We start from the raw sequence: 22,861 nt of genomic DNA, 5'->3' as shown, positions 1-22,861 counted from the left end.
GTCCGGGTCAAGGGATGCCGCGGTGAAAAGTCGGATCGGTGGCGAAGCCATGCCGATGGCCAGGCAGGGGCCGCCTGTCCCCCTGCAATAACAAGCCGTTGTGATTGCGCCGATGCGCCACGCCGTGTATCAGGTCTCTTTGAGATTTATCAGCGAAAGAGGTCGGGCATGCGCCGGGTAGTTGTCACGGGTCTTGGTATGGTCACGCCGCTGGCTTGCGGGGTGGAGGAAACCTGGAGCCGGCTTGTCGCGGGACAGTCGGGCGCGGGTCCGATCTCGCGTTTCGACGCTGCGAATGTGACGACGAAATATGCCTGCGAGATCCCGGTCGGCGACGGTTCGGACGGCACCTTCAATCCCGATGACTGGATGGAGCCGAAAGAGCGCCGCAAGGTCGACGATTTCATCCTCTACGGCATGGCCGCGGCCGATCAGGCGGTGCGGGATTCGGGCTGGATGCCCGAGGATGAGGAAGGCCGCCTGCGTACCGGCGTGATGATCGGTTCGGGTATCGGGGGCTTGAGCTCGATCGCGGACACGGCCGTGCTGATCAAGGAAAAGGGCGTGCGCCGCGTGAGCCCGTTCTTCATCCCGGGCGCGCTGATCAACCTCGTCTCGGGGCAGGTCTCGATCCGGTTCGGCTTCAAGGGGCCGAACCATGCGGTCGTCACCGCCTGCTCGACCGGTGCGCATGCGATCGGCGACGCGGCGCGGCTGATCATGCTGGGCGATGCCGATGTGATGGTCGCGGGCGGGGCCGAAAGCCCGATCTCGGAGATCGGGATCGCGGGCTTCAATGCCTGCAAGGCGCTCTCGACCAAGCGCGGTAACGAACCCGAGGCGGCGAGCCGCCCCTGGGATGCCGATCGCGACGGCTTCGTGATGGGCGAGGGCGCGGGTGTCGTGGTGCTCGAGGAATACGAGCATGCCAAGGCGCGCGGGGCGAAGATCTATGCCGAGGTGCTGGGTTATGGCCTCTCGGGTGACGCATATCACATCACGGCGCCCTCCGAGGATGGCGATGGCGGGTTCCGGGCCATGAAAGCGGCGCTGGAGCGGGCCGATATCGCGCCCTCGCAGATCGACTACATCAACGCGCATGGCACCTCGACCATGGCCGACGTGATCGAGCTGGGTGCGGTTCAGCGCCTGCTGGGCGATGCGGCGAAGACCGCCACGATGAGTTCGACCAAGAGCTCGGTCGGCCACCTTCTGGGGGCGGCTGGAGCGGTCGAGGCGATCTTCTGCGTGCTGGCGATCCGCGACCAGATCGCGCCGCCGACGCTGAACCTCGAGAACGGACCCGAAGAGGCGGTGATCGACCTCGCGCCGAAAACTGCGGTCAAGCGCAAGATCGACGTGGCCCTGTCGAACAGCTTCGGCTTCGGCGGCACCAATGCAAGCCTCGTGCTGGGCAAGGTGCAGGGCTGATGTGGCGTAACATTGTCTCGAATTTCCTCACCCTCCTGATCGTCATCCTGATCGGGCTCGGCGGGCTGGTGGCCTGGGCGAAGCGGCAATATGTCGATCCGGGTCCGCTTGCCGAAGCGATGTGCCTGCGTGTGGCTCCCGGCGCGAGCATCCAGGCGGTGTCGAAGGATCTGGCCTCGCGCGGTGCGGTGAGCAACGCCTATATCTTCCGCACCGGCGCGCAATACGAGGAGAAGGCGGGGAAGCTGAAATTCGGCTCCTACCTGATCGAACCCAAGACCTCGATGCAGCAGATCGTCGACCAGATCACCTCGGGCGGTCCCTCGACCTGCGGCACCGAGCTGGTGTTCCGGGTCGGCGTGAATGGCAATGACGTGCTCCTGCGCGAGCTGGATCCGACCACGGGCGATTACCAGAAGGTCGCGGAATACAATCCCGAGACCGAAAAGCCCCCGGAAGGCTTCGAGGAGAAGGCGGACCGGGCCGATGTGCGCACGCGCGTCACGATCGTGGACGGGGTGACGAGCTGGCAGATCGTCGAGGGGTTGAAGGAGGCGAGCTTCCTGTCGGGCAAGATCGACGGGGTGCCTGCCGAGGGCTCGCTCGCGCCCGACAGCTACGAGGTGAAGCGCGGGGCCGACCGTCAGGCGCTGGTCGATCTGATGAAGAACCGCCAGTCGAGCATCCTTGCGGCGGCCTGGGACGGCCGCGCCGAGGGCTTGCCCTATGACAGCCCCGAACAGGCGCTGATCATGGCCTCGATCGTCGAGAAGGAAACCGGCGTGCCGAGCGAGCGCGCGCAGGTGGCGAGCGTCTTCATCAACCGTCTCGAGAAAGGAATGAAGCTGCAGACCGACCCGACGGTGATCTATGGCGTGACCGACGGCAAGGGCGTGCTCGGCCGCGGCTTGCGGCAATCCGAGCTGCGCAAGGCCACGCCCTACAACACCTATGTCATCGACGGGCTGCCACCGACCCCGATCGCGAATCCGGGCAAGGCGGCGATCGAAGCGGCGCTTCATCCCGATTCGACGGATTACCTGTTCTTCGTGGCGGACGGCTCCGGCGGCCATGCCTTCGCGAGCACGATCGAGGAGCATAACAGGAACGTCGCGAAGTGGCGCGAACTCGAAAAACAGCGTCAGGACGGGTCCTCAGCTAATTGATATAAAATGGAAAACCCCGGTTCGCGCCGGGGTTTTATTTTTTCGCGGCGCACAACCTGAAATTTAGCGCTTGACTTTGCGAACGCTTCAGGGTAGAGATTTGGCATGCTAGGAGAAGTGGGCAAGCGCCGCGGGGAAACCCGACGGCGCTTTTTCGTTTCGCTCGGACGGACCAACTTGGAAGGGTGGGTTCGCAGGTGAACACAAGGGACAAGCGGGACGGCGCAGCGGTCGATCTTCTGGATCAGACCGAGGCGCTCTACAAGGAGGTGGCCGGGGAACTCGCCATGGCGCTGCAGGGGGTGCGGCGCGGCGAGCTTGCCGAGGCCAGGGCAGCGGTGCAGGCGGTCAAGGACCTCCGCACCGCTTTTCATTTGGTGATGGAGGAGCGGTCTCGTGTCGAGAAACTCCGCAAACAGCTGGCTGGCGCAGCCGCAGGGCGCGCCGCCGCCCTCGATTTCGATGCCGCCCGAGCTGAAATCGGGCGCCGCCTGGCTCGCCTGCGCGACGCAGGACGATGTTGACGCCTTTCTCGAGGGGCTCGACGAGAACGCGCTTCTGGCCCTGCCGTGGCTGTTCGAGTTCTGGGCCCTGCCGCATCAGCTTCCGCCCGAGGGGGACTGGAAGAGCTGGGTGATCATGGGCGGGCGCGGCGCGGGCAAGACGCGGGCCGGGGCCGAATGGGTGCGCGCGCAGGTCGAAGGGCCGCGCCCGCTCGACCCCGGCAAGGCGCGGCGCGTGGGGCTGGTGGGCGAGACCTTCGATCAGGTGCGCGACGTGATGGTCTTCGGCGAGAGCGGGATCCTGGCCTGCTCTCCGCCGGATCGCAGACCCGACTGGGAGGCGGGGCGCAGGCGGCTGGTCTGGCCCAACGGGGCAAGCGCGCAGGCCTTTTCGGCCCATGAGCCCGAGGCGCTGCGCGGCCCGCAATTCGACGCCGCCTGGGTCGACGAGCTGGCGAAATGGAAGAAGGCGGAGGAGGTCTGGGACATGCTGCAATTCGCGCTGCGTCTGGGCGATCATCCGCAGCAGGTGATCACGACGACGCCGCGCAATGTGGGCGTCCTGAAGGCGATCCTGAACAACCCCTCGACGGTCGAGACCCATGCGCCGACCGAGGCGAACCGGGCCTATCTGGCCGAGAGTTTCCTCTCCGAGGTTCAGGCGCGCTATGCGGGCACGCGGCTCGGGCGTCAGGAACTCGAGGGCGTGCTGCTCGAGGATGTCGAGGGGGCCCTCTGGACCACGGCGATGCTGGAAGGGGCGCGGGTCGAGAGGCCGGGCCCGCTCGACCGGATCGTGGTCGCGCTCGATCCGTCGGTGACCGGCAAGGCGGCCTCGGACGAATGCGGGATCGTGGTCGTGGGCGCGCGGCTGCAGGGCGCGGTGCAGGACTGGCGCGCGGTGGTGCTCGAAGATGCGAGCGTGCGGGGCAGCCCGACCGACTGGGCGCGCGCGGCGATTGCGGCGATGGAGCGATGGGGCGCCGAGAGGCTCGTGGCCGAGGTCAACCAGGGCGGCGATCTCATCGAGAGCGTGCTGCGCCAGATCGATCCGCTGATCCCGTTCCGGGCGCTCCGGGCGAGCCGGGGTAAGGGCGCACGCGCCGAACCGGTCGCGGCGCTCTACGAGCAGGGGCGGGTGAGACACCTGCGGGCAAGCGATCTTGGGCCGCTCGAAGACCAGATGTGCCGGATGGGCCTGCAGGGCTATCAGGGACGGGGGTCGCCCGACCGGGTCGATGCGCTGGTCTGGGCGATCACCGAGCTGATCCTCGAGCCCGCCGCACATTGGCGCAGGCCGCAATTGCGCGGGCTTTGAGGAAAGGTCTCTTCCTCTTGATCCAAATATCCTGCGGGGGTCCGGGGGTGCAAAACCCCCGGCGCGCGCCAGACGACATCGAGAGCAAGGGCTGAGGGCATCCTCGGCCCTTTTTCTTTGCCAGCCGGTGCCGCGCGCGGGGCCGCGAGAAGGAGACGGGAATGGGTTGGAACATCTTTCGCAAGACCGATGCGGCGGGCGCGCCGGAAGTGAAGGCCTCGGCGACGGGCCGGATCGTGGCGATGGCGAGCGGGGGGGGGGCGGGTGGTCTGGAGCCCGCGCGATACCGGCTCGCTGACGCGGCAGGCGTTCACCGGCAATCCGGTGGGCTTTCGCTGCGTGAAGCTGATTGCCGAGGCCGCGGCGGCGATCCCGCTGGTCTGCCAGGATGCGGAGCGGCGCTACGATATCCATCCCGTGCTCGACCTGATCGCGCGGCCCAATGCGTCGCAGGGGCGGGCGGCTTTCTTCGAGGCGCTCTACGGGCAGATCCTGCTGTCGGGCAATGGTTATCTCGAGGCGGTTGCGCTCGAACCGGGCCTGCCGCGCGAGCTGCATGTGCTGCGCTCGGAGCGGATGAGCATCGTACCGGGGACCGATGGCTGGCCGATCGCCTATGACTACACGGTGGCGGGGCGCAAGCACCGCTTCGACATGACGGGAAGTCCCGACCCGATCTGTCATCTGAAGAGTTTTCATCCGCAAGACGATCATTACGGGCTCTCGCCGCTTCAGGCCGCGGCGGTGGCGGTCGACGTGCATAACGCGGCGAGCGCCTGGTCGAAGGCGCTTCTGGACAATGCAGCGCGGCCCTCTGGGGCGATCATCTTCAAGGGGGCGGACGGGCAGGGCACGCTGAGCCCCGAACAATATGACCGGCTGGTCTTCGAGATGGAAACCCATCATCAGGGCGCGCGCAATGCGGGACGGCCGATGCTGCTCGAGGGCGGGCTCGACTGGAAGCCGATGGGGTTCAGCCCCTCGGACATGGAGTTTCACCAGACGAAGGTGGCGGCCGCGCGCGAGATCGCGGTGGCCTTCGGCGTGCCGCCGATGCTGCTCGGGATCCCGGGCGACGCGACCTATGCCAATTACGCCGAGGCGCATCGGGCCTTCTACCGGCTCACCGTGCTGCCACTGGCGTCGAAGGTCGCCGCCGATATCGCCTGGTGGCTGTCGACCTGGGCGGGCGAGCGGGTACTGCTCAAGCCCGATCCCGACCAGATCCCCGCGCTTTCCGCAGAGCGCGATCAGCAATGGAAGCGCGTGGGCGAGGCGGGGTTTCTCACCGAGGCGGAGAAACGGAGCCTGCTGGGTCTGCCGCCGATCGCGGAGGGCTGAGCGATGACGGCGGGCGGGTCGCGCTATCTCAAGGAACCCTTCGCCGCGCACGAGCAGCGCATGGTGGCGACCGAGAAGATCATGGAGCTGCAATTCTCGCAGGTCGAGCAGCGGCTGGGGCGGATCGAGAAGATGATCGAGGGGCTGGAGCGGCGCCTCTGGATGACCGTCTATGGCGTGATCGCGGTGATCCTCACGCAAGCCATACAGGGCGTTCTGGATTTTGCCCCCGGATAAGGAAAATCACATGAAAGCAGAAGATTACGGACTGGAGTTGAAGTTCTGTGCAAGCGACACCCAACCCGTTCAGGTACGCGACGGTTCGGTGATCGAGGGGTATGCGAGCCTGTTCGGACTGCCCGATCAGGGCGGCGATATCGTGTGCAAGGGTGCTTACGCGAAAGGGCTCGAGCGGCTGAAGGCGCGCGGCGGTTCGGTGAAGATGCTCTGGCAGCACGACCCGGCCGAGCCGATCGGCATCTGGGACGAGATCCGCGAGGATGCGCGCGGGCTCTGGGTGAAGGGACGGCTGCTGCCGGATGTGGCGCGGGCGCGCGAGGCGGCGGCGCTGATCGCGGCGGGCGCGATCGACGGGTTGTCGATCGGTTATCGCACGGTGGCGGCGGAGAAGGACGCGAAAGGCCAGCGGCTGCTTGCGGAACTGGAGCTGTGGGAGGTGTCGTTGGTGACCTTTCCGATGCTTCGCGAGGCGCGGGTGGCGTCCAAGGGCGAGAGCCTAGAGGGCAGCTTGCGCGATCTGGCCGAGGCCTTGCGAGAGGCGGCGGCGGAACTGGCTGACCGCTGACGCGGCGCGGCCTCTGACCCGATGGAGATGGAGTGAGCATGAAGACCGAGACCAAGGCTCGGGCCGGGACGGGTATGTCCGACGGCCCGGATCCGGCGGCTGAGGTGAAAACCGCGCTGGCCGGATTCGTGAAGGAAGTCAAGTATTTCCGTGAGGATGTGAAGGTGAAGATGCAAAAACAGGATGAGCGTTTGACCATGCTGCAGACCAAGACGATGACCGCCGGGCGACCCGCCCTTTCCGCCGCCGCCCATGAAGAGGCGCCGCATCAGAAGGCCTTCGCGGCCTATCTGCGCTCGGGCGATGACGACGCGCTGCGCGGGCTCAGCCTCGAAGGCAAGGCGCTCAACACGGCGGTGGCTGCCGAGGGGGGCTACCTCGTCGATCCGCAGACCTCGGAGACGATCCGCTCGGTCCTCAAGGCGACCGCCTCGATCCGCCAGATCGCGAATGTGGTGAATGTCGAGGCGACCTCCTTCGACGTGCTGGTGGACCGCTCGGAGCTGGGCACCGGCTGGGCCACCGAGACCGCGAGCCTCACGGAGACGGTGACGCCGCTGATCGACCGGATCTCGATCCCGCTGCACGAACTCGCGGCGATGCCGAAAGCCTCGCAGCGCCTGCTCGACGACAGTGCTTTCGATGTCGAAGGCTGGCTCGCGCAGCGCATCGCAGAGAAATTCTCTCGCGCCGAGGCGGCGGCCTTCATCTCGGGTGATGGCGTGGACAAACCCACGGGCTTCCTGACCCATCCGAAGATCTCGAACGACGCCTGGAACTGGGGATCGCTCGGCTATGTGGCGACCGGCGCGGCGGGTGATTTCGCGGGGTCGAGCCCGGCCGATGCGGTGGTCGATCTGGTCTATGCGCTCGAGGCGGAATATCGCGCCAATGCGAGCTTCGTGATGAACTCGAAGACGGCCGGGGCGGTGCGCAAGATGAAGGATGCGGATGGGCGCTTCCTGTGGACCGACGGGCTGGCTGCGGGCGAGCCTCCGCGCCTGATGGGGTATCCGGTGCTGATCGCCGAGGACATGCCCGACATCGCGGCGGACAGTTTCGCGATCGCCTATGGCGATTTCGATGCGGGCTACACGGTGGCGGAGCGCCCGGACCTGCGTGTGCTGCGCGATCCCTTCTCGGCCAAGCCGCATGTTCTGTTCTACGCCTCGAAACGCGTGGGCGGCGACGTAAGCGACTTCGCCGCGATCAAGCTGCTGAAATTCGCCATCGCCTGAGGCGACTGACCGCGGCCGGAGTGTCGCGGGCGTCGGGAGCTTGGGCCGGGAGACCGGTTCCGAGGCGGGCGTGGGCTGAAGGTCGTCGACTAGCTGCTCCCTCCGTTCGAGCGGCGGCCGGGCCTGCGCCCGACCGAACGGGCGGCATCCCTTGGAGCTGGGGGTGCCGCCTTGTGAATTTCGGAGAAAATCCATGATGTTGAAAGAAGAAACGGTGGTCGGCGCGGAGACACTTCCGCTGACCGCGTTCCGCGAACATGTGCGCCTGGGAACCGGGTTTTCCGATCTGGGGGCCGAGGATGGTGCGCTCGAGGCCTATCTGCGCGCGGCGATTGCGGCGATCGAGGGGCGCACGGGGAAAGTCCTGCTCGCGCGCGATTACTCCCTGACGCTCACGGCGTGGCGCGGGGTATGCGAGCAGCCTCTGCCGGTGGCTCCGGTTCGGAGCGTTTCCGAACTTCGGCTGGTCGACGCGGCGGGGCAGGCCACGCTGCTTCCTGCCGAAAACTACCGGCTGATCGCGGATCTCCAACGGCCCCGCCTTGCGGCGCGGGGGACGGCTTTGCCCGAGATCCCCGCGGGAGGCGTGGCAGAGATCCGGTTCAGCGCGGGGTTCGGTGCGAACTGGGCGGAGGTCCCTGTGGATCTCGCGCAGGCGGTCCTTCTGCTTGCCGCGCAATATTACGAATGCCGTCAGGCCGGTGGCGCCGAGGTGAGCGCGATGTCCTTCGGGGTGATGGCCCTGATCGAACGCTGGCGGACGGTCCGGATGATCGGAGGCCGGGCATGAGCGCGCCGGGTCTCAATCGCAGGCTGGTGCTCGAAACGCCGGAGCGGGTGCCCGACGGCGCGGGCGGGTTCGCGGAAGCCTGGGTCGCGCTTGGTGAACTGTGGGCGCAGATGAAGCCGGGTACCGGGGTCGAGCGCGCGGGTGAATTCGTGACGCTGGCCTCGGTGCCCTGGAAGATCACGGTGCGCGCCGCGCCGCAGGGATCTCCGCGCCGGCCCCGCGCCGAGCAGCGGTTTCGCGAGGGGGCGCGGTTGTTTCGGATCCTCGCCGTGGCCGAGGCAGATCCGGGCGGGCATTACCTGACCTGTTTCGCGCGTGAGGAGGTGGCGGCATGAGCTATGCGATCTCAGCGGCCCTTCAGGCGGCGGTCTATGCGCGGCTTCAGGGCGATCCGGTGCTGGCCGCTCTCGTCGGGACGGCCATCTACGACGCGGTGCCCTCGGGCAGTCTGACGGGCACCTATGTGAGCCTCGGGCCCGAGGAGGCGCGCGATGCTTCGGACATGACGGGCGACGGAGCGGTGCATGATTTCACCGTGTCGGTGATCACCAATGCAGCCGGGTTCCAGGTGGCGAAGGAGGTGGGCGAGGCGATCTCGGACACGCTTCTGACCAACCCGCTTACGCTCTCGCGCGGCCAGCTCGTGGGCCTGTGGTTTCGCAAGGCCCGGGCTCGGCGCGTGGACAAGGGGACCTCGCGGCGCATCGACCTCACCTTCCGGGCCCGCGTCGAGGTCTGACCCCTTTCACGAATCGAACATTCCGGCGGGCCAGTGTCGCCCTAACGGAGACAGTCTTTCCAATATCGGAGAATTGGCCATGGTGGCGCAGAACGGCAAGGATCTTCTGATCAAACTGGACCTGAACGGGGACCAGAGTTTCGAGACGATCGCGGGGCTGCGCGCCACGCGGATCACCTTCAATGCGGAAACCGTTGATGTGACCTCCCTAGAAAGCGAAGGGCGCTGGCGCGAGCTTCTGGGGGGGGCGGGCGTGCGCTCGGCGCAGATCTCGGGTGCGGGGGTGTTCAAGGATGCGGGGACCGATGAGCGCGCGCGGCAGATCTTCTTCGACGGCGAAGTGCCGCATTTCCAGGTGATCATTCCCGATTTCGGCATCGTGCAGGGGCCGTTCATGATCACTTCGATCGACTATGCGGGCAGTCATGACGGCGAGGCGAGCTACGAGATCGCAATGGCCTCGGCGGGTGCGCTGAGCTTCACGGCGATCTGAGGTGGCCATGGCTAATCCATATGCGGGCGAGGTCGAGATCCTGCTCGACGGGGTGGAGCACGTGGCGCGGTTGACCTTGGGGGCGCTCGCCGAACTCGAGGCGGAGATCGGTGCGGAGGGCGGAATGATTGCGCTGGTGGAGCGGTTCGAGGCGGGCAGGTTCTCGAGCCGGGACGTGCTTGCGGTGATCGTGGCCGGGCTGCGCGGCGGTGGCTGGCAGGGACGGACCGCGGATTTGCGCGCGGTCGAGATCGGCGGGGGGCCGCTCGGGGCGGCGCGAAAGGCGGCGGAGCTTCTGGCGCGGGCCTTCTCGATGCCCGGCGAGGAGCGCACGTGAGCGGCGGCCTCGACTGGCCGGGGCTGATGCGGCTCGGGCTGCAGCATTTGCGGCTGAGGCCCGCCGATTTCTGGGCGCTCACGCCGGCGGAACTGGCGCTGATCGCGGGCGAGAGCGGAACGGCGTCGCGACCGATGGTGCGGGCGCGGCTCGACGCGTTGCTTGCGCGGTTCCCGGACCGAGCGCGGGACGATGAAAGGAGCGAAGGATGACCGAAATGGACGGGTTCGACGGGTTGGCGGAGCGCGCGGCCGAGCTGGAACGTCAGTTGGGCGGCGCGGGAGCTGTCGCGGAGGCGTTCAACCAGGAACTGGCCGCGATGCGAGAGAGCCTGATCTTCACCGGGCGCGAGGTGAACAGCTTGAGCACCTCCTTCGGGCATGGCTTGCGCAAGGCTTTCGATGGCGTGGTCTTTGACGGTCTGAGGCTGTCGGATGCACTCCGGCAGGTCGTACAGAGCATGGCCGACAGCGTCTACAATGTCGCGATGAAACCCGTCCAGCAGGCGGCGGGCGGGGCCCTCGCCAATGGGCTCAACGGTCTTCTCGGCGGCGTCTTTCCCTTCGCGCAGGGAGGAGCGTTCACGCAGGACCGCGTGATGCCGTTTGCCAAGGGAGGCGTGGTCACGAGCCCGACGGTTTTTCCGATGCGCGGCGCCACCGGCTTGATGGGCGAGGCGGGGCCGGAGGCGATCATGCCGCTGACCCGCGGCGCGGATGGACGGCTTGGGGTCGCGGCGCAGGGCGGTGGACGCGCGGTGCATGTGGTGATGAACATCTCCACGCCTGACATCGCCGGCTTCCAGCGCAGCTCGAGCCAGGTCGCGGCGCAGGTCAGCCGGGCGCTGGCGCGCGGCGAGCGCAACCGCTGAGGAGGAGAAGATGGCATTTCACGAGGTGAGGTTTCCCGCCAATCTGAGTTTCGGCTCGGTCGGCGGGCCCGAGCGGCGCACCGAGATCGTGACGCTGACCAACGGGTTCGAGGAACGCAATTCGCCCTGGGCGCATTCGCGCCGCCGCTATGATGCGGGGGTGGGGCTGCGTTCGCTCGACGATGTCGAGCGCTTGCTGGCATTTTTCGAGGCGCGGGGCGGCCAGTTGCACGGGTTTCGCTGGAAGGACTGGGCCGATTACAAGAGTTGCGCGCCCTCGCAGGAGGTCGCGTATGAGGATCAGCTGATCGGGCATGGCGATGGCGTGCGCCGGGTGTTCCAGCTCTCGAAAGCCTATGTGTCGGGGGGCGTCGAGTATCGTCGCCCAGTCTCCAAGCCGGTCGCGGGCACGGTGAAGGTGGGCGTGCAGGGCGGGTATCAGGCCGAGGCGGTGCATTGGTCGCTCGATACCGGGGCGGGGACGGTGACGTTCGTCGATCCGCCTGCTGAAGGTGCGCCGATCACGGCAGGCTTCGAATTCGACGTGCCGGTGCGTTTCGACACCGATCGGATCCAGGTTTCGGTTCAGTCCTTCCAGGCGGGCGAGATGCCGCAGGTTCCGGTGGTGGAGGTGCGGGTCTGATGAGCTATCCGGAGGAATTGCGCGCCCATCTCGGAACCGGGACGACGACGATCGCGCGGGCCTGGGCGGTGACACGGCGCGACGGAAAAGTGCTCGGGTTCACCGATCACGATGCGGGACTGAATTTCGAGGGGATCGCCTTCGAACCCGAGAGCGGGATGACCGCGAAGGCGCTTGCTCAGGGAACGGGGCTCGCGGTCGACAATAGCGAAGTCTATGGAGCGCTGAGCTCCGAGGCGATCTCGGAGAGCGAGATTCTTGCAGGCCGCTACGACCGGGCGGAGGTCCGCGCCTGGATCGTCAACTGGACCGATGTCACCCAGCGGGCGCTTTTGTTCCGGGGCCATCTGGGAGAGATCACGCGCGGCGCGGGCGCCTTCACGGCGGAGTTGCGGGGGCTGAGCGAGGCGCTCGGGGCCGAGCGCGGGCGGATCTATCATCCGCGCTGTGCGGCGGTTCTGGGCGACGCGGACTGCCGGTTCGACCTGAGCCAGCCGGGTTTCGCCCATGAGGGACCGGTCGCCTTCGTCGAAGAGACTGCGCGCTTCGGCTTTGGAGCGTTGGCTGGATTCTCCGAGCGCTGGTTCGAGAAAGGGCGACTGACGGTGCTGAGCGGTGCCGCAGCCGGGTTGGTCGGTGTGATCAAGGCCGACCGAACCCGCACGGACGGCATCCGTGAGATCGAGCTGTGGCAGCGGATCGCGGCAGAGGTCGCGCCGGGCGATCAGGTCCGGCTCGAGGCGGGCTGCGACAAGCGAGCCGCGACCTGCCGCGCGAAATTCGCCAATTTCGCGAATTTCCGGGGCTTTCCGCATATCCCCGGAGAGGATTGGCTGGTTTCCTACCCGGTTCAGGGCGGGGCGAATGATGGCGGGAGCCTGTTCCGGTGAGCCCGCCATCGGAGGAGGCCCTGCGCGCGGTCGAGATTGCACGGCGCTGGAATGGCACGCCGTATTTGCACCAGGCATCGCGCAAAGGGGGCGGGGCGGATTGTCTCGGGCTCCTGCGGGGCGTCTGGCGCGAGCTTTACGGCAGCGAGCCGCAGATCGTGCCGCCCTATACAGCGGATTGGTCGGAGGCGGGGCGCAACGAGGTGCTTTGGGATGGGCTCGCGCGGCATCTGAAAACGGCTAACGCGCCGTTGGCGCTGGGGGATGTCCTCCTCTTCCGGATGCGCGAAGGAGCGGTTGCCAAGCATCTTGGCCTCGTGACGCAGGTCGGGGCCGCGCCGCGCTTCATCCATGCCTATGTCGGCCACGGTGTCGTCGAAAGCCCGCTTTCGCGTCCCTGGCAGCGTCGGATCGTGGCGCGATTTCAATTTCACGAAGGGGTCGGGTAGATGGCGACGATTTTGCTTTCGGCGGCAGGCGCGGCGCTCGGAGCCGGTTTCGGCGGGACCGTTCTGGGGCTTTCCGGAGCGGTGATCGGGCGCGCGGTGGGCGCGACGCTGGGACGCGTGATCGACCAGCAATTGCTGGGGGGCGGGTCGGGGTCGGTGGAGACCGGACGGGTCGACCGGCTGCGCCTGACGAGTGCGTCAGAAGGCGAGGGGCTGATGCGCAGCTGGGGCCGAGTGCGCGCGGCCGGGCAAGTGATCTGGGCCACGCGCTTCGTCGAGAGCAAGCGCAAGCGCGGCGGCGGGAAGGGCAAGCCGAAGGTCGTCGAGTACAGCTACTCGGTCAGCCTCGCGATCGCCCTTGGAGAGGGGGAAATCCTCCGGGTCGGGCGCGTTTGGGCGGATGGCGCGGAGCTTGACCCGAACGATCTCAACATGCGCGTCTATTCCGGCAGCGAAGATCAACTGCCCGACCCGAAGATCGAGGCGGTCGAGGGCGTGGGAGAGGCGCCGAGCTATCGCGGCATTGCCTATGTCGTCTTCGAGGATCTCGAACTGGCGCCATTCGGAAACCGCGTGCCGCAATTCACCTTCGAGGTGGTGCGTCCGGCTCAAGGGGAGCGCGCGCAGGCGGTTCCTGATCTGACGCGGGCGATCAGTGCGGTGGCGCTGATCCCCGGCACCGGCGAGTATGCGCTTGCGACGCGACGGGTGAGCGAGGCGGCGGTGCGGTCGGGCGCCGTCTACCCGGAAGGATCCTCGCTCTCGGCGTTCAACGGATGGGGGATCGACGGACAAGCGGTTCCGGTCAACCAGCACGCGCCCGGGGGCGAGACGGATTTTCTCGTCAGCCTGCGGATGCTGGATGAGGAGTTGCCCGAATGTGGCGCGGTCTCGCTTGTGGTGTCGTGGTTCGGGGACGATCTGCGCTGTTCGAGTTGCCATGTCCAACCCAAGGTCGGCTCGCGCGAGGTCGAGGGGCGCGAAATGCGCTGGCAGGTCTCGGGTGCCGGGCGCGAGGCGGTCGCGGAAGTGCCTAGGCTCGAGGGGAACTCGGTCTATGGCGGGACGCCGGCCGATGCTTCTGTGATCGAAGCGATCGCGGCGCTCCGGGGGGCGGGGAAGGCGGTGACGTTCTACCCGTTCATCCTGATGGACCAGCTTGCGGGCAACGGGTTGCCGGATCCGTGGGGGGAGGCGACCGAGCAGCCGACTTTGCCGTGGCGGGGGCGGATCTCCTTGTCGCAGGCGCCGGGGCGCGCCGGCTCGCCCGACGGGTCGGATATCGCCTCACAGGAAGTCGCTGCGTTTTTCGGCGCGGCCGCTCCGGGAGATTTCGTGGCTTCGGGAGAGACCATCCTCTATTCGGGGCCCGAGGAATGGTCGCTGCGGCGGTTCATCCTGCATTACGCCCATCTGTGCAAACGCGCGGGCGGGGTGGATGCCTTCTGCATCGGCTCGGAGATGCGCGCACTGACCCAGATCCGGGGCATGGCCAACAGCTTCCCGGCCGTCGAGGAGTTCCGCCGGCTCGCCGCGGATGTGCGCGCCATTCTCGGTGCCGACTGCAAGATCGGCTATGCGGCGGATTGGACGGAGTATTTCGGTTATCAGCCGGGCAATGGGGACCGGTTCTTCCATCTCGATCCGCTCTGGGCCGACGAGAATATCGATTTCATCGGGATCGACAATTACATGCCGCTTTCGGATTGGCGGGCGGGTGAGCATCATGCGGATGCGCATTGGGGCGCGATCTACGATCTCGAATATCTGCGTTCGAATATCGAGGGTGGCGAGGGTTACGACTGGTATTACGCCTCCCGCGAGCATCGCGATGCGCAGATCCGAACGCCGATCAGTGATGGTGCCGATGACGAGCCCTGGATCTGGCGCTACAAGGATATTCGCGGCTGGTGGGAGAACGACCATCACGAGCGAATAGACGGGGTGAGGAGCGAGGCGCCTACGGCCTGGGTGCCGCGTTCGAAACCGATCTGGTTCACCGAACTGGGGTGCGCGGCGGTGGACAAGGGAACGAACGAGCCCAACAAGTTCCTCGATCCCAAGAGTTCGGAAAGTGCGCTCCCGCATTATTCTGACGGGCGGCGCGACGACACGATCCAGATGCAATACCTGCGGGCGATGACCGGCTATTGGAGCGATCCGGCGCGTAACCCGGTTTCGGACCTCTATGGCGGCCCGATGATCGATATGTCGCGGGCGTATGTCTGGGCTTGGGATGCGCGGCCCTATCCGCAATTTCCCGGTCTTCCGGAGGTCTGGCGCGATGCGGAAAATTATGCGCGTGGACACTGGATTTCGGGGCGAACGAGCGCCCAGCCCCTGGCGAATGTCGTGGCCGAGCTTTGCGAGGAGGCGGGTCTGCATGATTTCGACGTGGGCGGCCTTCATGGCGTGGTGCGCGGATTTTCAGTGCAGGGCGGCGTGAGTCCGCGCGGCGCGCTGCAGTCGCTCTCGCTCGCCTATGGCTTCGACGCGGTCGAGCGTGACGGCAAGCTCGTTTTCCGGATGCGTGATGCCTCGATCGATGCGGTGCTCACGGCGCCGGGGCTTGCGCTGGACGCAGAGGGACGGAGCCTCGAAACGCGCCGTGTTCCCGAAGCGGAGATCGCGGGGCGGGTGCGGTTGGCCTATGTCGAGGCGGATGGGAGTTTCGAGGCCCGCGCGGTCGAAACGGTCTTCCCCGACGAAGAGGGAGGGCCCGCAGCGGCGAGCGAGATCCCCTTGGGTCTCACACGTGCGGAAGGGCTGCGGATCGTCTCGCGCTGGTTGTCGGAAGCGCGGGTCGCGCGCGACAGCGCCCAGTTCACCCTCCCTCCGTCGCTTGGCTGGCTTGCGTCGGGGGATGTCGTTGCGCTCGAGACCGAGGAGGCGACGCGACGCTATCGGATCGACCGGATGGAGCGGGGAGAGGCAATCGCGGTCGAGGCGACGCGGGTCGAGCCTGGGATCTATGAGCCGGGCGAGGAGGACGAGGAGACGGCGAGGCTTGCTGCCTTCGCCCCGCCTGTACCGGTCACGCCGGTTTTTCTCGACCTGCCACTCCTGAGCGGGGCGGAGGATCCTTATGCGCCGCATCTCGCGGTGAGTGCGAGCCCCTGGCCCGGCGCGGTCGCAGTTTTTTCCGCGCTTCAGGATGCTGGCTACGAACTCAATTCGCGGCTGGAGAAGCGTGCGGTCATCGGTGCGACGCTGAACCGGCTCGAGGCCGCGCAGTCGGGGCTTTGGGATCGCGGGGCACCGCTTCGAGTGCGGCTCGTTGCAGGCGAGCTCGAGAGCGTGAGCGAAGGGGGTGTCCTCGCGGGGCTCAACGCGATGGCGATCGGGGACGGATCGTCGGACAATTGGGAGGTGTTTCAGTTCGCGCGGGCCGAACCGGTCGGGACGGGGATTTGGGATCTGAGCCTGAGGCTGCGGGGCCAGCTGGGAACCGATGCGCTCATGCCGCCCGTCTGGCCTGAGGGGTCGGTCGTCGTGTTGCTGGATGGCAGCCCCGAACAGATCGCGCTGCCACCGGCGGCGCGCAACCAGGCGCGTCATTACCGGATCGGCTCGGCGGCGCGGCCCTACGATGACCCTTCCTATCGACACACGGTGCAGGCATTTTCCGGCAACGGGCTGCGTCCGCTCTCGCCGTGTCACTTGCGGGTGAGACCGGATGCGGAGGGCTGGCAGATCCGTTGGGTGCGCCGCACGCGGATCGGCGGCGATGACTGGGAGGCGATGGATGTGGCGCTGGGCGAGGCCTCGGAGCGCTACCTGCTGCGTATCCTGGAAGGGCAGGCGATCCGCCGCGAGATCGTGACGAGCGCGCCCGAATGGCATTATTCCCAGACCGCGAAAATCGCCGACGGGCTTCCAGGGGCGTTCTCGGTCGAGGTTGCGCAGATCTCGGATATCTACGGGCCGGGGCTCTACGCGCGCAGCCTAGCCGGGACCTAACTCCGGCGGGCGGCATCGGGATGGTACGAAAGTGAGTGGCTGCCCTTCCTCTATCCGACTAAAAGCCTATGTGTTAGGCTCGAACGCGAAGAGGGAGATGCCCGATGACGAGACAACAGGCGAAAGTGGCGACGGTCGATCCGGTCTGGACGCGTCTGTGCGACGAGGCGCGGGCGGCGGTGCGCGACGAGCCGCTTCTGGGCGCGCTCATTCACGCGGGCTTGCTGCATCATCCCACGCTCGAGCGCGCGCTGGCCTATCGGTTTTCGATGAAGCTCGCCTCGGGCGAGATGAGCGAACAGATCCTGCGCGAGATCGCCGATGAGGCCTATCGCTCCGATCCGGAAATCGGGCAGGCGGCGCGCGCCGACCTCGTGGCGGTCTATGAGCGCGATCCGGCATGTCACCGCCTCATCCAGCCGCTCTTGTTCTTCAAGGGCTTCCAGGCGCTGCAGGCCTACCGCGTGGCGCATTGGCTCTATACCAACGGCCGACGCGACATGGCCTATTTCGTGCAGATGCGTGCCTCGGAGCTGTTCGGCGTGGATATTCACCCCGGCGCGCGGATCGGCCGCGGCGTAATGATGGATCATGCCCATTCGATCGTGATCGGCGAGACCGCAGTGGTGGGCAACAACGTCTCGATGCTGCATTCGGTGACACTTGGCGGAACCGGGAAGGAAGACGAGGATCGCCACCCGAAGATCGGCAATGGCGTATTGATCGGCGCCGGGGCAAAGGTGCTCGGCAATATCAAGGTGGGCGATAACAGCCGCATCGCCGCGGGCTCGGTGGTCCTCGAGGAGGTGCCGTGCTGCAAGACCGTCGCGGGAGTGCCCGCGCGGGTCGTGGGCGAGGCGGGCTGCGACCGTCCGGCGTCGGAGATGGATCAGCTCCTGCGCAGTAAGTAAACTCTCCAGGAAATTCGAGAAAGGCGGGCGCTTCGGTGCCCGCCTTTTTTCATGTCTCGAGCCCGGCTTGCATCAGCCCTTGGCGAGGATATCGTAGCATTCGAGCGTCTTCATTCCGTACATCATCGCCGGGCCGCCGCCCATGAGGACCGAGACGTTGACCGTCTCCTCGATCTCCTGCCGGCTTGCACCCGCTGCGATGCAGGCCTCCACGTGGAACCCGATGCAGTAGGAGCATTGCTTGGCGATCCCGATCGCAAGCGCGATCAACTCCTTCTGCTTCTTGTCGAGTGCACCGGGAGCCAGCGCGGCTTCGTGCAGGGCGCCGAAGCCTTGCGCGCTCGCTTCCTGCTTGGTGCCGTAATCGGCCATGTTGTCCTTGGCTGCCGCAATTTCTTTCTTCCACTCCATGGTCGACTCCTGTTGCAGATATGAGAGCGCCCCGAGTGTAGCGTGCCGATCTCAGGCGTCGGTGACCGAGATCAACGCAGACCGAAAAAAGCCCCCCGGATCGGATCCGGAGGGCTTCTTAATTGCGTTTGCCGCGATGGGATCAGGCGAGCATCAGCATCGGGTTTTCGAGATTCTCGCAGATCGCCTTGAGCAGTTCCGCCCCGAGCGCCCCGTCGATCACGCGGTGATCGACCGAGAGTGTCATCGACATCACCGTCGCGACTTCGATCTCGCCAGCGTCATTCACCACCGGCTGTTTGATCCCGGCGCCGACGGCAAGGATCGCGCCATGCGGCGGGTTGATGACCGCGTCGAAATTCTCGATCCCGAACATGCCGAGATTGGAGATCGCGAAGCTGCCGCCCTGATATTCGTGCGGTGCGAGCTTGCGGTCGCGGGCGCGGGTGGCGAGGTCCTTCATCTCGGCGGACAGCGCCGAGAGCGACTTGTTCTCGGCATCCTTCAGCACGGGCGTGAAGAGACCGCCCTCGATCGCCACGGCCACGGCAACGTCGGAGGCTTTCATCTTGAAGACCTTGTCGCCCGCCCAGACCGCATTGGCATCGGGTACCGATTGCAGCGCCAGCGCGCAGGCCTTGATGATGAAGTCGTTGACCGAGAGCTTCACGCCCCGACCCTCGAGCTGCTTGTTGAGCTGAGCGCGGAACTTCATCAGGCTGTCGAGCTTGACCGAGCGGCGCAGGTAGAAATGCGGGATCGTCTGCTTGGCCTCGGTGAGGCGCGCGGCGATCGTCTTGCGCATGCCGTCGAGCGAGATTTCCTCGTATTCCCGTCCCTCGTACATCTTGGCGATGGTGGAGGCCGAGACGCTCGGAGCGGCCGGGGCAGGGGCCGCGGCGGCCGATTTCGGGGCCTCCGCTTTCGCGGGCGCGGCCTTGCCACCCTCGGCGGCCTCGACATCAGCCTTCACGATCCGACCCTTCGGGCCCGAGCCCGAAAGAGAGGCGAGATCGACGCCCTTGTCGGCGGCGATCCGGCGAGCGAGCGGCGAGGCGAAGATACGCTTGCCGTCGGTGCCCTGCGGGGCGGCCGGGGCCGGGCTCGCGACTGCCGGAGCAGCAGGGGCTTCCTTCGGTGCGTCTTTCGCCTCGGCTTCGGCCGCGGGCGCGGCGGCGGGGCTTTCGGCCTCGTCGATCGCCGAGGCATCCTCGCCCTCTTCCAGCAGCACCGCGATCGGTTCGTTGACCTTCACGCCCGAGGTGCCCTCGGCCACGAGGATCTTGCCGATCGTGCCCTCGTCCACGGCTTCGAACTCCATCGTCGCCTTGTCGGTCTCGATTTCCGCGATGATGTCGCCGGAGGAGACGGTGTCACCCTCCTTGACGAGCCATTTCGCGAGCGTGCCTTCCTCCATCGTGGGCGACAGGGCGGGCATCAGGATCTGGGTTGCCATCTTTCCGTCTCCTCAGCGGTAGGTCACTTTTTTCACCGCCTCGACGACCTCGTCGGAGGTCACGAGCGCGAGCTTCTCAAGGTTCGCCGCATAGGGCATCGGGACATCCTTGCCCGTGCAGTTGATCACCGGCGCGTCGAGATAGTCGAAGGCGCGCTCCATGATCACCGCCGAGATGTGGTTGCCCAGCGAGGCGACGGGGAAGCCCTCTTCGACGGTGACGCAGCGATTGGTCTTCATCACCGAGGCGAGCACCGTGTCGTAATCGATCGGGCGCAGCGTGCGCAGGTCGATCACCTCAGCCTCGATCCCCTCTTTCGCAAGCTTTTCAGCCGCTTCCAGCGCGTGGCTCATGCCGATGCCCCAGCTGACGATGGTGACGTCCGCACCCTCGCGCCAGATCTTCGCCTTGCCGAAGGGGATGGTGAAATCTTCCAGATCCGGCACCTCGAAGGATCGGCCGTAAAGGATCTCGTTTTCGAGGAAGATCACCGGGTTCGGATCGCGGATCGCCGATTTCAGCAGACCCTTGGCGTCGGCCGCCGAATAGGGCTGGACGACCTTGAGGCCCGGGATCTGCGCATACCACGCGCCGTAATCCTGGCTGTGCTGGGCCGCGACGCGGGCGGCCGCCCCGTTCGGACCGCGGAAGACCATCGGCGCGCCCATCTGGCCGCCCGACATGTAGAGCGTCTTCGCCGCCGAGTTGATGATCTGGTCGATCGCCTGCATCGCGAAGTTGAAGGTCATGAATTCGACGATCGGACGCAGGCCGCCAAAGGCCGCGCCGACGCCGAGACCGGCAAAGCCGTGTTCGGTGATCGGGGTGTCGATGACGCGCTTGGCGCCGAATTCATCGAGCAGGCCCTGGCTGACCTTGTAGGCGCCCTGATACTCGGCCACCTCCTCGCCCATCAGGAACACGCTCTCGTCGCGGCGCATCTCTTCGGCCATCGCGTCGCGCAGCGCTTCGCGCACGGTCTGCGTCTTCATCGGCGTGCCTTCGGGCCAGTCGGGGCTGGCATTCGATTTCGGCGCCTCCGCGGCGGGCTCGTCCGCCTTGGCCGCCGCCGGAACGGAGGCCGGGGCCGGGGTTTCGGCGCTTTCGCCGGTCGCGGGCGCTTCGGCCTCCTCGATCGCCGAGGCGTCCTCGCCCTCTTCGATCAGGACCGCGATCGGTTCGTTGACCTTCACGCCCGAGGTGCCTTCGGCCACGAGGATCTTGCCCAGCGTGCCCTCGTCGACCGCCTCGAATTCCATCGTCGCCTTGTCGGTCTCGATCTCGGCGATGATGTCACCGGCCGAAACCGTGTCGCCTTCTTTCTTGAGCCATTTCGCGAGCGTGCCCTCTTCCATCGTGGGCGAGAGCGCGGGCATCAGGATTTTCGTTGCCATGTTACTTCCCCCCTCAGGCGTTCTGCGGCGCCACGTCAGTGTAGATGTCGGTCCAGAGTTCTTCGAGCGCGGGCTCGGGGCTCTCCTTGGCGAAATCGGCGGCCTCGTTCACGATGCCCTTGATTTCCTTGTCGATGTCCTTGAGCTCGTCCTCGCTCGCATGCTTGCCGGTCAGCAGCAGCTGACGCACATGCTCGATCGCGTCGCGCTCCTCGCGGATCTTCTGCACCTCTTCGCGGGTCCGGTATTTCGCCGGATCCGACATCGAGTGGCCGCGATAGCGGTAGGTCTTGATCTCGAGGATGTAGGGACCCTTGCCGGCGCGGCAATGCGCGACCGCTTTCTCGCCCGCGGCCTTGACCGCGAGCACGTCCATGCCGTCCACTTCCTCGCCCTGGATGCCATAGGCGACGCCGCGTTCGTAGAAATCGGGCGATTTCGTCGCGCGCTGGACGCTCGTGCCCATCGCGTACTGGTTGTTCTCGATCACGAAGACGACCGGCAGATCCCAGAGCTGGGCCATGTTGTAGGTCTCGGCGACCTGGCCCTGGTTGGCGGCGCCATCGCCGAAATAGGCGAAGGTGACGTTGTCATTGCCCTTGTACTTGTCGGAGAAGGCAAGGCCCGCGCCGATCGGCACCTGCGCGCCGACGATGCCGTGGCCGCCGTAGAAATGCTTCTCTTTCGAGAACATGTGCATCGAGCCGCCCTTGCCCTTCGAATAGCCGCCCTCGCGGCCCGTGAGCTCGGCCATCACGCCTTTCGGATCCATCCCGCAGGCGAGCATATGCCCGTGGTCGCGATAGGAGGTCACGCGCTTGTCGCCCTCTTTCGCCGCCGCCTCGAGGCCCACGACCACCGCTTCCTGCCCGATGTACAGGTGGCAGAAGCCGCCGATCAGGCCCATCCCGTAGAGCTGACCTGCCTTCTCTTCGAAGCGCCGGATCAGCAACATGTCGCGATAGTAGCTCTTGAGTTCGTCGGCAGAGACATTCGCGCCTGCTTTGGCGCCGCTCGCCGAGCCTTTCCGTGCTGCCATGGCTAGACCTCCCTTGGCCGGAATAGTTCAACGTTAAACCATTCCCTATAACAAAGCCGGGGCGAAGGCAATGACCCCGCGGCATGACGGGGCAGGAATGGGGATCACGTTTCAACTAGGGCGGCGAGGGCGCTTGGAAAGCGGGGTCAGCGGATCACGATTTCGTCCGAGCGCATGGCGCCCAGAACCTCGCGCGCCTGCTGGTCGAGCAGGTCGAGATCGAGATAGTCGTCGGACAGGCGCCGGGTGAGGTTGGCCATCCGGTCCACCTTGGCGCGCAATGCGTCGCGCTCGGAGCTGCGCTGCGCGATCTCCGCCTCGATCTGGACGCGCTGCAGGATGCCGTATTCGCCCTGCACCGCGGCGAAGGCGAAATAGGCGCCGAGAACAACGGCGATGGTCACAAAGATGAGGGGCCCGATCGTGGGGCGTCGCGTCGTCATATCCTGCCTCGTTCTGTCCGGTCGTGCCGATTGCGCGGACGCGCCGGGGCCTCTTTCGGGCCGTTCTGGGACCAACATGACACAAGCGATTCGCCAAGGGAATCCCCCTTGCGATCAAATCGCGACGAAACCGCGCGCGATGTCGCAAATGCCATGCCCCGAAACGAAAACGGCCCCGCCACCCCGTCGCCGCGCGTTGCGCGGGCTTGGGGAGGGCGGGGCCGCTCGGGGC

General features: G+C 66.4%; 24 protein-coding genes and 1 pseudogene. 20 read left to right on the top strand and 5 right to left on the bottom strand.

What is annotated here, in order from left to right:
* Positions 1-168: 168 nt before the first annotated feature.
* From fabF to cysE, 20 genes and pseudogenes are all read left to right on the top strand, one after another.
* A complete protein-coding gene (gene fabF, locus DW2_RS03485; protein ID WP_038143864.1) occupies positions 169-1,431 on the top strand; it encodes a beta-ketoacyl-ACP synthase II in 1,263 nt (420 codons plus the stop codon).
* Positions 1,431-2,597, top strand: a complete 1,167-nt coding sequence (gene mltG, locus DW2_RS03480; RefSeq protein WP_038143863.1) for an endolytic transglycosylase MltG — start codon at positions 1,431-1,433, stop codon at positions 2,595-2,597. Before fabF ends, mltG begins: the two co-directional genes overlap by 1 nt.
* 185 nt (positions 2,598-2,782) lie before the next feature.
* The gene (locus DW2_RS19965) at positions 2,783-3,121 is read left to right on the top strand and encodes a hypothetical protein (protein ID WP_238321242.1); all 339 of its coding nucleotides are present in this window, start codon (positions 2,783-2,785) and stop codon (positions 3,119-3,121) included.
* The gene (locus DW2_RS03470; RefSeq protein WP_051855272.1) at positions 3,060-4,418 is read left to right on the top strand and encodes a DNA-packaging protein; all 1,359 of its coding nucleotides are present in this window, start codon (positions 3,060-3,062) and stop codon (positions 4,416-4,418) included. Before DW2_RS19965 ends, DW2_RS03470 begins: the two co-directional genes overlap by 62 nt.
* Before the next feature lie 161 nt (positions 4,419-4,579).
* A pseudogene (locus DW2_RS03465) lies at positions 4,580-5,759 on the top strand (phage portal protein).
* Positions 5,760-5,762: 3 nt separating this feature from the next.
* Entirely contained in the window at positions 5,763-5,996 is a 234-nt protein-coding gene (locus tag DW2_RS03460; RefSeq protein WP_038143862.1) for a GTA head formation protein, RCAP_rcc01685 family, read from the top strand.
* A 10-nt stretch (positions 5,997-6,006) separates the two neighbouring features.
* Entirely contained in the window at positions 6,007-6,564 is a 558-nt protein-coding gene (locus DW2_RS03455) for an HK97 family phage prohead protease (RefSeq protein WP_038143861.1), read from the top strand.
* Between the two features lie 38 nt (positions 6,565-6,602).
* Complete coding sequence (locus DW2_RS03450) at positions 6,603-7,802, top strand: phage major capsid protein (protein WP_156102876.1); 1,200 nt, start codon at positions 6,603-6,605, stop codon at positions 7,800-7,802.
* A 193-nt stretch (positions 7,803-7,995) separates the two neighbouring features.
* A complete protein-coding gene (locus DW2_RS03445) occupies positions 7,996-8,592 on the top strand; it encodes a head-tail connector protein (RefSeq protein ID WP_038143860.1) in 597 nt (198 codons plus the stop codon).
* Positions 8,589-8,927 (top strand): head-tail adaptor protein, encoded by a 339-nt coding sequence (locus DW2_RS03440; RefSeq protein WP_038143859.1) that lies wholly within the window; start codon positions 8,589-8,591, stop codon positions 8,925-8,927. The genes DW2_RS03445 and DW2_RS03440 overlap by 4 nt, the downstream gene beginning before the upstream one ends.
* A complete protein-coding gene (locus DW2_RS03435) occupies positions 8,924-9,331 on the top strand; it encodes a DUF3168 domain-containing protein (protein WP_038143857.1) in 408 nt (135 codons plus the stop codon). Before DW2_RS03440 ends, DW2_RS03435 begins: the two co-directional genes overlap by 4 nt.
* A gap of 79 nt (positions 9,332-9,410) precedes the next feature.
* A complete protein-coding gene (locus DW2_RS03430; protein ID WP_038143855.1) occupies positions 9,411-9,824 on the top strand; it encodes a phage major tail protein, TP901-1 family in 414 nt (137 codons plus the stop codon).
* A gap of 7 nt (positions 9,825-9,831) precedes the next feature.
* A complete protein-coding gene (locus DW2_RS03425; RefSeq protein ID WP_038143854.1) occupies positions 9,832-10,161 on the top strand; it encodes a gene transfer agent family protein in 330 nt (109 codons plus the stop codon).
* Positions 10,158-10,373: a rcc01693 family protein gene (locus DW2_RS03420; RefSeq protein WP_081874830.1), complete on the top strand. Its 216-nt coding sequence runs from the start codon at positions 10,158-10,160 to the stop codon at positions 10,371-10,373. Before DW2_RS03425 ends, DW2_RS03420 begins: the two co-directional genes overlap by 4 nt.
* 5 nt (positions 10,374-10,378) lie before the next feature.
* The gene (locus DW2_RS03415) at positions 10,379-11,032 is read left to right on the top strand and encodes a phage tail tape measure protein (protein ID WP_081874845.1); all 654 of its coding nucleotides are present in this window, start codon (positions 10,379-10,381) and stop codon (positions 11,030-11,032) included.
* Between the two features lie 10 nt (positions 11,033-11,042).
* On the top strand, positions 11,043-11,675 hold the full coding sequence (locus DW2_RS03410) for a DUF2460 domain-containing protein (protein ID WP_038143851.1): 633 nt from the start codon (positions 11,043-11,045) through the stop codon (positions 11,673-11,675).
* A complete protein-coding gene (locus tag DW2_RS03405) occupies positions 11,675-12,565 on the top strand; it encodes a DUF2163 domain-containing protein (RefSeq protein ID WP_038143850.1) in 891 nt (296 codons plus the stop codon). The genes DW2_RS03410 and DW2_RS03405 overlap by 1 nt, the downstream gene beginning before the upstream one ends.
* Positions 12,562-13,014, top strand: coding sequence for a C40 family peptidase (locus DW2_RS03400; RefSeq protein WP_202900080.1), 453 nt, complete (start codon positions 12,562-12,564; stop codon positions 13,012-13,014). Before DW2_RS03405 ends, DW2_RS03400 begins: the two co-directional genes overlap by 4 nt.
* Positions 13,015-16,974, top strand: a complete 3,960-nt coding sequence (locus DW2_RS03395) for a baseplate multidomain protein megatron (RefSeq protein WP_038143849.1) — start codon at positions 13,015-13,017, stop codon at positions 16,972-16,974.
* Between the two features lie 104 nt (positions 16,975-17,078).
* A complete protein-coding gene (gene cysE, locus DW2_RS03390; protein ID WP_038143847.1) occupies positions 17,079-17,885 on the top strand; it encodes a serine O-acetyltransferase in 807 nt (268 codons plus the stop codon).
* Positions 17,886-17,957: 72 nt separating this feature from the next.
* Here the strand turns inward: cysE and DW2_RS03385 are convergent, their stop codons facing one another.
* From DW2_RS03385 to DW2_RS03365, 5 genes are all read right to left on the bottom strand, one after another.
* Positions 17,958-18,296 (bottom strand): carboxymuconolactone decarboxylase family protein, encoded by a 339-nt coding sequence (locus DW2_RS03385; protein WP_038143844.1) that lies wholly within the window; start codon positions 18,294-18,296, stop codon positions 17,958-17,960.
* Positions 18,297-18,438: 142 nt separating this feature from the next.
* The gene (locus DW2_RS03380; protein WP_038143843.1) at positions 18,439-19,752 is read right to left on the bottom strand and encodes a pyruvate dehydrogenase complex dihydrolipoamide acetyltransferase; all 1,314 of its coding nucleotides are present in this window, start codon (positions 19,750-19,752) and stop codon (positions 18,439-18,441) included.
* Positions 19,753-19,764: 12 nt separating this feature from the next.
* Entirely contained in the window at positions 19,765-21,147 is a 1,383-nt protein-coding gene (locus DW2_RS03375) for a pyruvate dehydrogenase complex E1 component subunit beta (protein ID WP_038143842.1), read from the bottom strand.
* A gap of 13 nt (positions 21,148-21,160) precedes the next feature.
* A complete protein-coding gene (gene pdhA, locus DW2_RS03370) occupies positions 21,161-22,186 on the bottom strand; it encodes a pyruvate dehydrogenase (acetyl-transferring) E1 component subunit alpha (protein WP_038143841.1) in 1,026 nt (341 codons plus the stop codon).
* Positions 22,187-22,332: 146 nt separating this feature from the next.
* Positions 22,333-22,629, bottom strand: coding sequence for an FtsB family cell division protein (locus tag DW2_RS03365; RefSeq protein WP_038143839.1), 297 nt, complete (start codon positions 22,627-22,629; stop codon positions 22,333-22,335).
* Positions 22,630-22,861 lie beyond the last annotated feature (232 nt).

The sequence above is a fragment of the Thioclava atlantica genome (assembly GCF_000737065.1).
Classification (GTDB): Bacteria; Pseudomonadota; Alphaproteobacteria; order Rhodobacterales; family Rhodobacteraceae; genus Thioclava; species Thioclava atlantica.
The sequence above is the reverse complement of the archived record's forward strand: the minus strand, read 5'-3'. Positions and strand labels throughout refer to the sequence as shown.

Excerpts from the sequence above, each read along its gene's own strand:
- DW2_RS03460 (WP_038143862.1), top strand. The coding sequence starts at position 5,763 with ATGACGGCGGGCGGGTCGCGCTATCTCAAGGAACCCTTCGCCGCGCAC.
- DW2_RS03450 (WP_156102876.1), top strand. The coding sequence starts at position 6,603 with ATGAAGACCGAGACCAAGGCTCGGGCCGGGACGGGTATGTCCGACGGC.
- DW2_RS03440 (WP_038143859.1), top strand. The coding sequence starts at position 8,589 with ATGAGCGCGCCGGGTCTCAATCGCAGGCTGGTGCTCGAAACGCCGGAG.
- pdhA (WP_038143841.1), bottom strand. The coding sequence starts at position 22,186 with ATGGCAGCACGGAAAGGCTCGGCGAGCGGCGCCAAAGCAGGCGCGAAT.
- DW2_RS03365 (WP_038143839.1), bottom strand. The coding sequence starts at position 22,629 with ATGACGACGCGACGCCCCACGATCGGGCCCCTCATCTTTGTGACCATC.
- DW2_RS03380 (WP_038143843.1), bottom strand. The coding sequence starts at position 19,752 with ATGGCAACCCAGATCCTGATGCCCGCCCTGTCGCCCACGATGGAGGAA.
- DW2_RS03410 (WP_038143851.1), top strand. The coding sequence starts at position 11,043 with ATGGCATTTCACGAGGTGAGGTTTCCCGCCAATCTGAGTTTCGGCTCG.
- cysE (WP_038143847.1), top strand. The coding sequence starts at position 17,079 with ATGACGAGACAACAGGCGAAAGTGGCGACGGTCGATCCGGTCTGGACG.
- mltG (WP_038143863.1), top strand. The coding sequence starts at position 1,431 with ATGTGGCGTAACATTGTCTCGAATTTCCTCACCCTCCTGATCGTCATC.
- DW2_RS03430 (WP_038143855.1), top strand. The coding sequence starts at position 9,411 with ATGGTGGCGCAGAACGGCAAGGATCTTCTGATCAAACTGGACCTGAAC.
- DW2_RS03445 (WP_038143860.1), top strand. The coding sequence starts at position 7,996 with ATGATGTTGAAAGAAGAAACGGTGGTCGGCGCGGAGACACTTCCGCTG.
- DW2_RS03455 (WP_038143861.1), top strand. The coding sequence starts at position 6,007 with ATGAAAGCAGAAGATTACGGACTGGAGTTGAAGTTCTGTGCAAGCGAC.
- DW2_RS03375 (WP_038143842.1), bottom strand. The coding sequence starts at position 21,147 with ATGGCAACGAAAATCCTGATGCCCGCGCTCTCGCCCACGATGGAAGAG.
- DW2_RS03395 (WP_038143849.1), top strand. The coding sequence starts at position 13,015 with ATGGCGACGATTTTGCTTTCGGCGGCAGGCGCGGCGCTCGGAGCCGGT.
- DW2_RS03385 (WP_038143844.1), bottom strand. The coding sequence starts at position 18,296 with ATGGAGTGGAAGAAAGAAATTGCGGCAGCCAAGGACAACATGGCCGAT.
- DW2_RS03435 (WP_038143857.1), top strand. The coding sequence starts at position 8,924 with ATGAGCTATGCGATCTCAGCGGCCCTTCAGGCGGCGGTCTATGCGCGG.
- fabF (WP_038143864.1), top strand. The coding sequence starts at position 169 with ATGCGCCGGGTAGTTGTCACGGGTCTTGGTATGGTCACGCCGCTGGCT.
- DW2_RS03470 (WP_051855272.1), top strand. The coding sequence starts at position 3,060 with ATGCCGCCCGAGCTGAAATCGGGCGCCGCCTGGCTCGCCTGCGCGACG.
- DW2_RS03415 (WP_081874845.1), top strand. The coding sequence starts at position 10,379 with ATGGACGGGTTCGACGGGTTGGCGGAGCGCGCGGCCGAGCTGGAACGT.
- DW2_RS03425 (WP_038143854.1), top strand. The coding sequence starts at position 9,832 with ATGGCTAATCCATATGCGGGCGAGGTCGAGATCCTGCTCGACGGGGTG.
- DW2_RS03405 (WP_038143850.1), top strand. The coding sequence starts at position 11,675 with ATGAGCTATCCGGAGGAATTGCGCGCCCATCTCGGAACCGGGACGACG.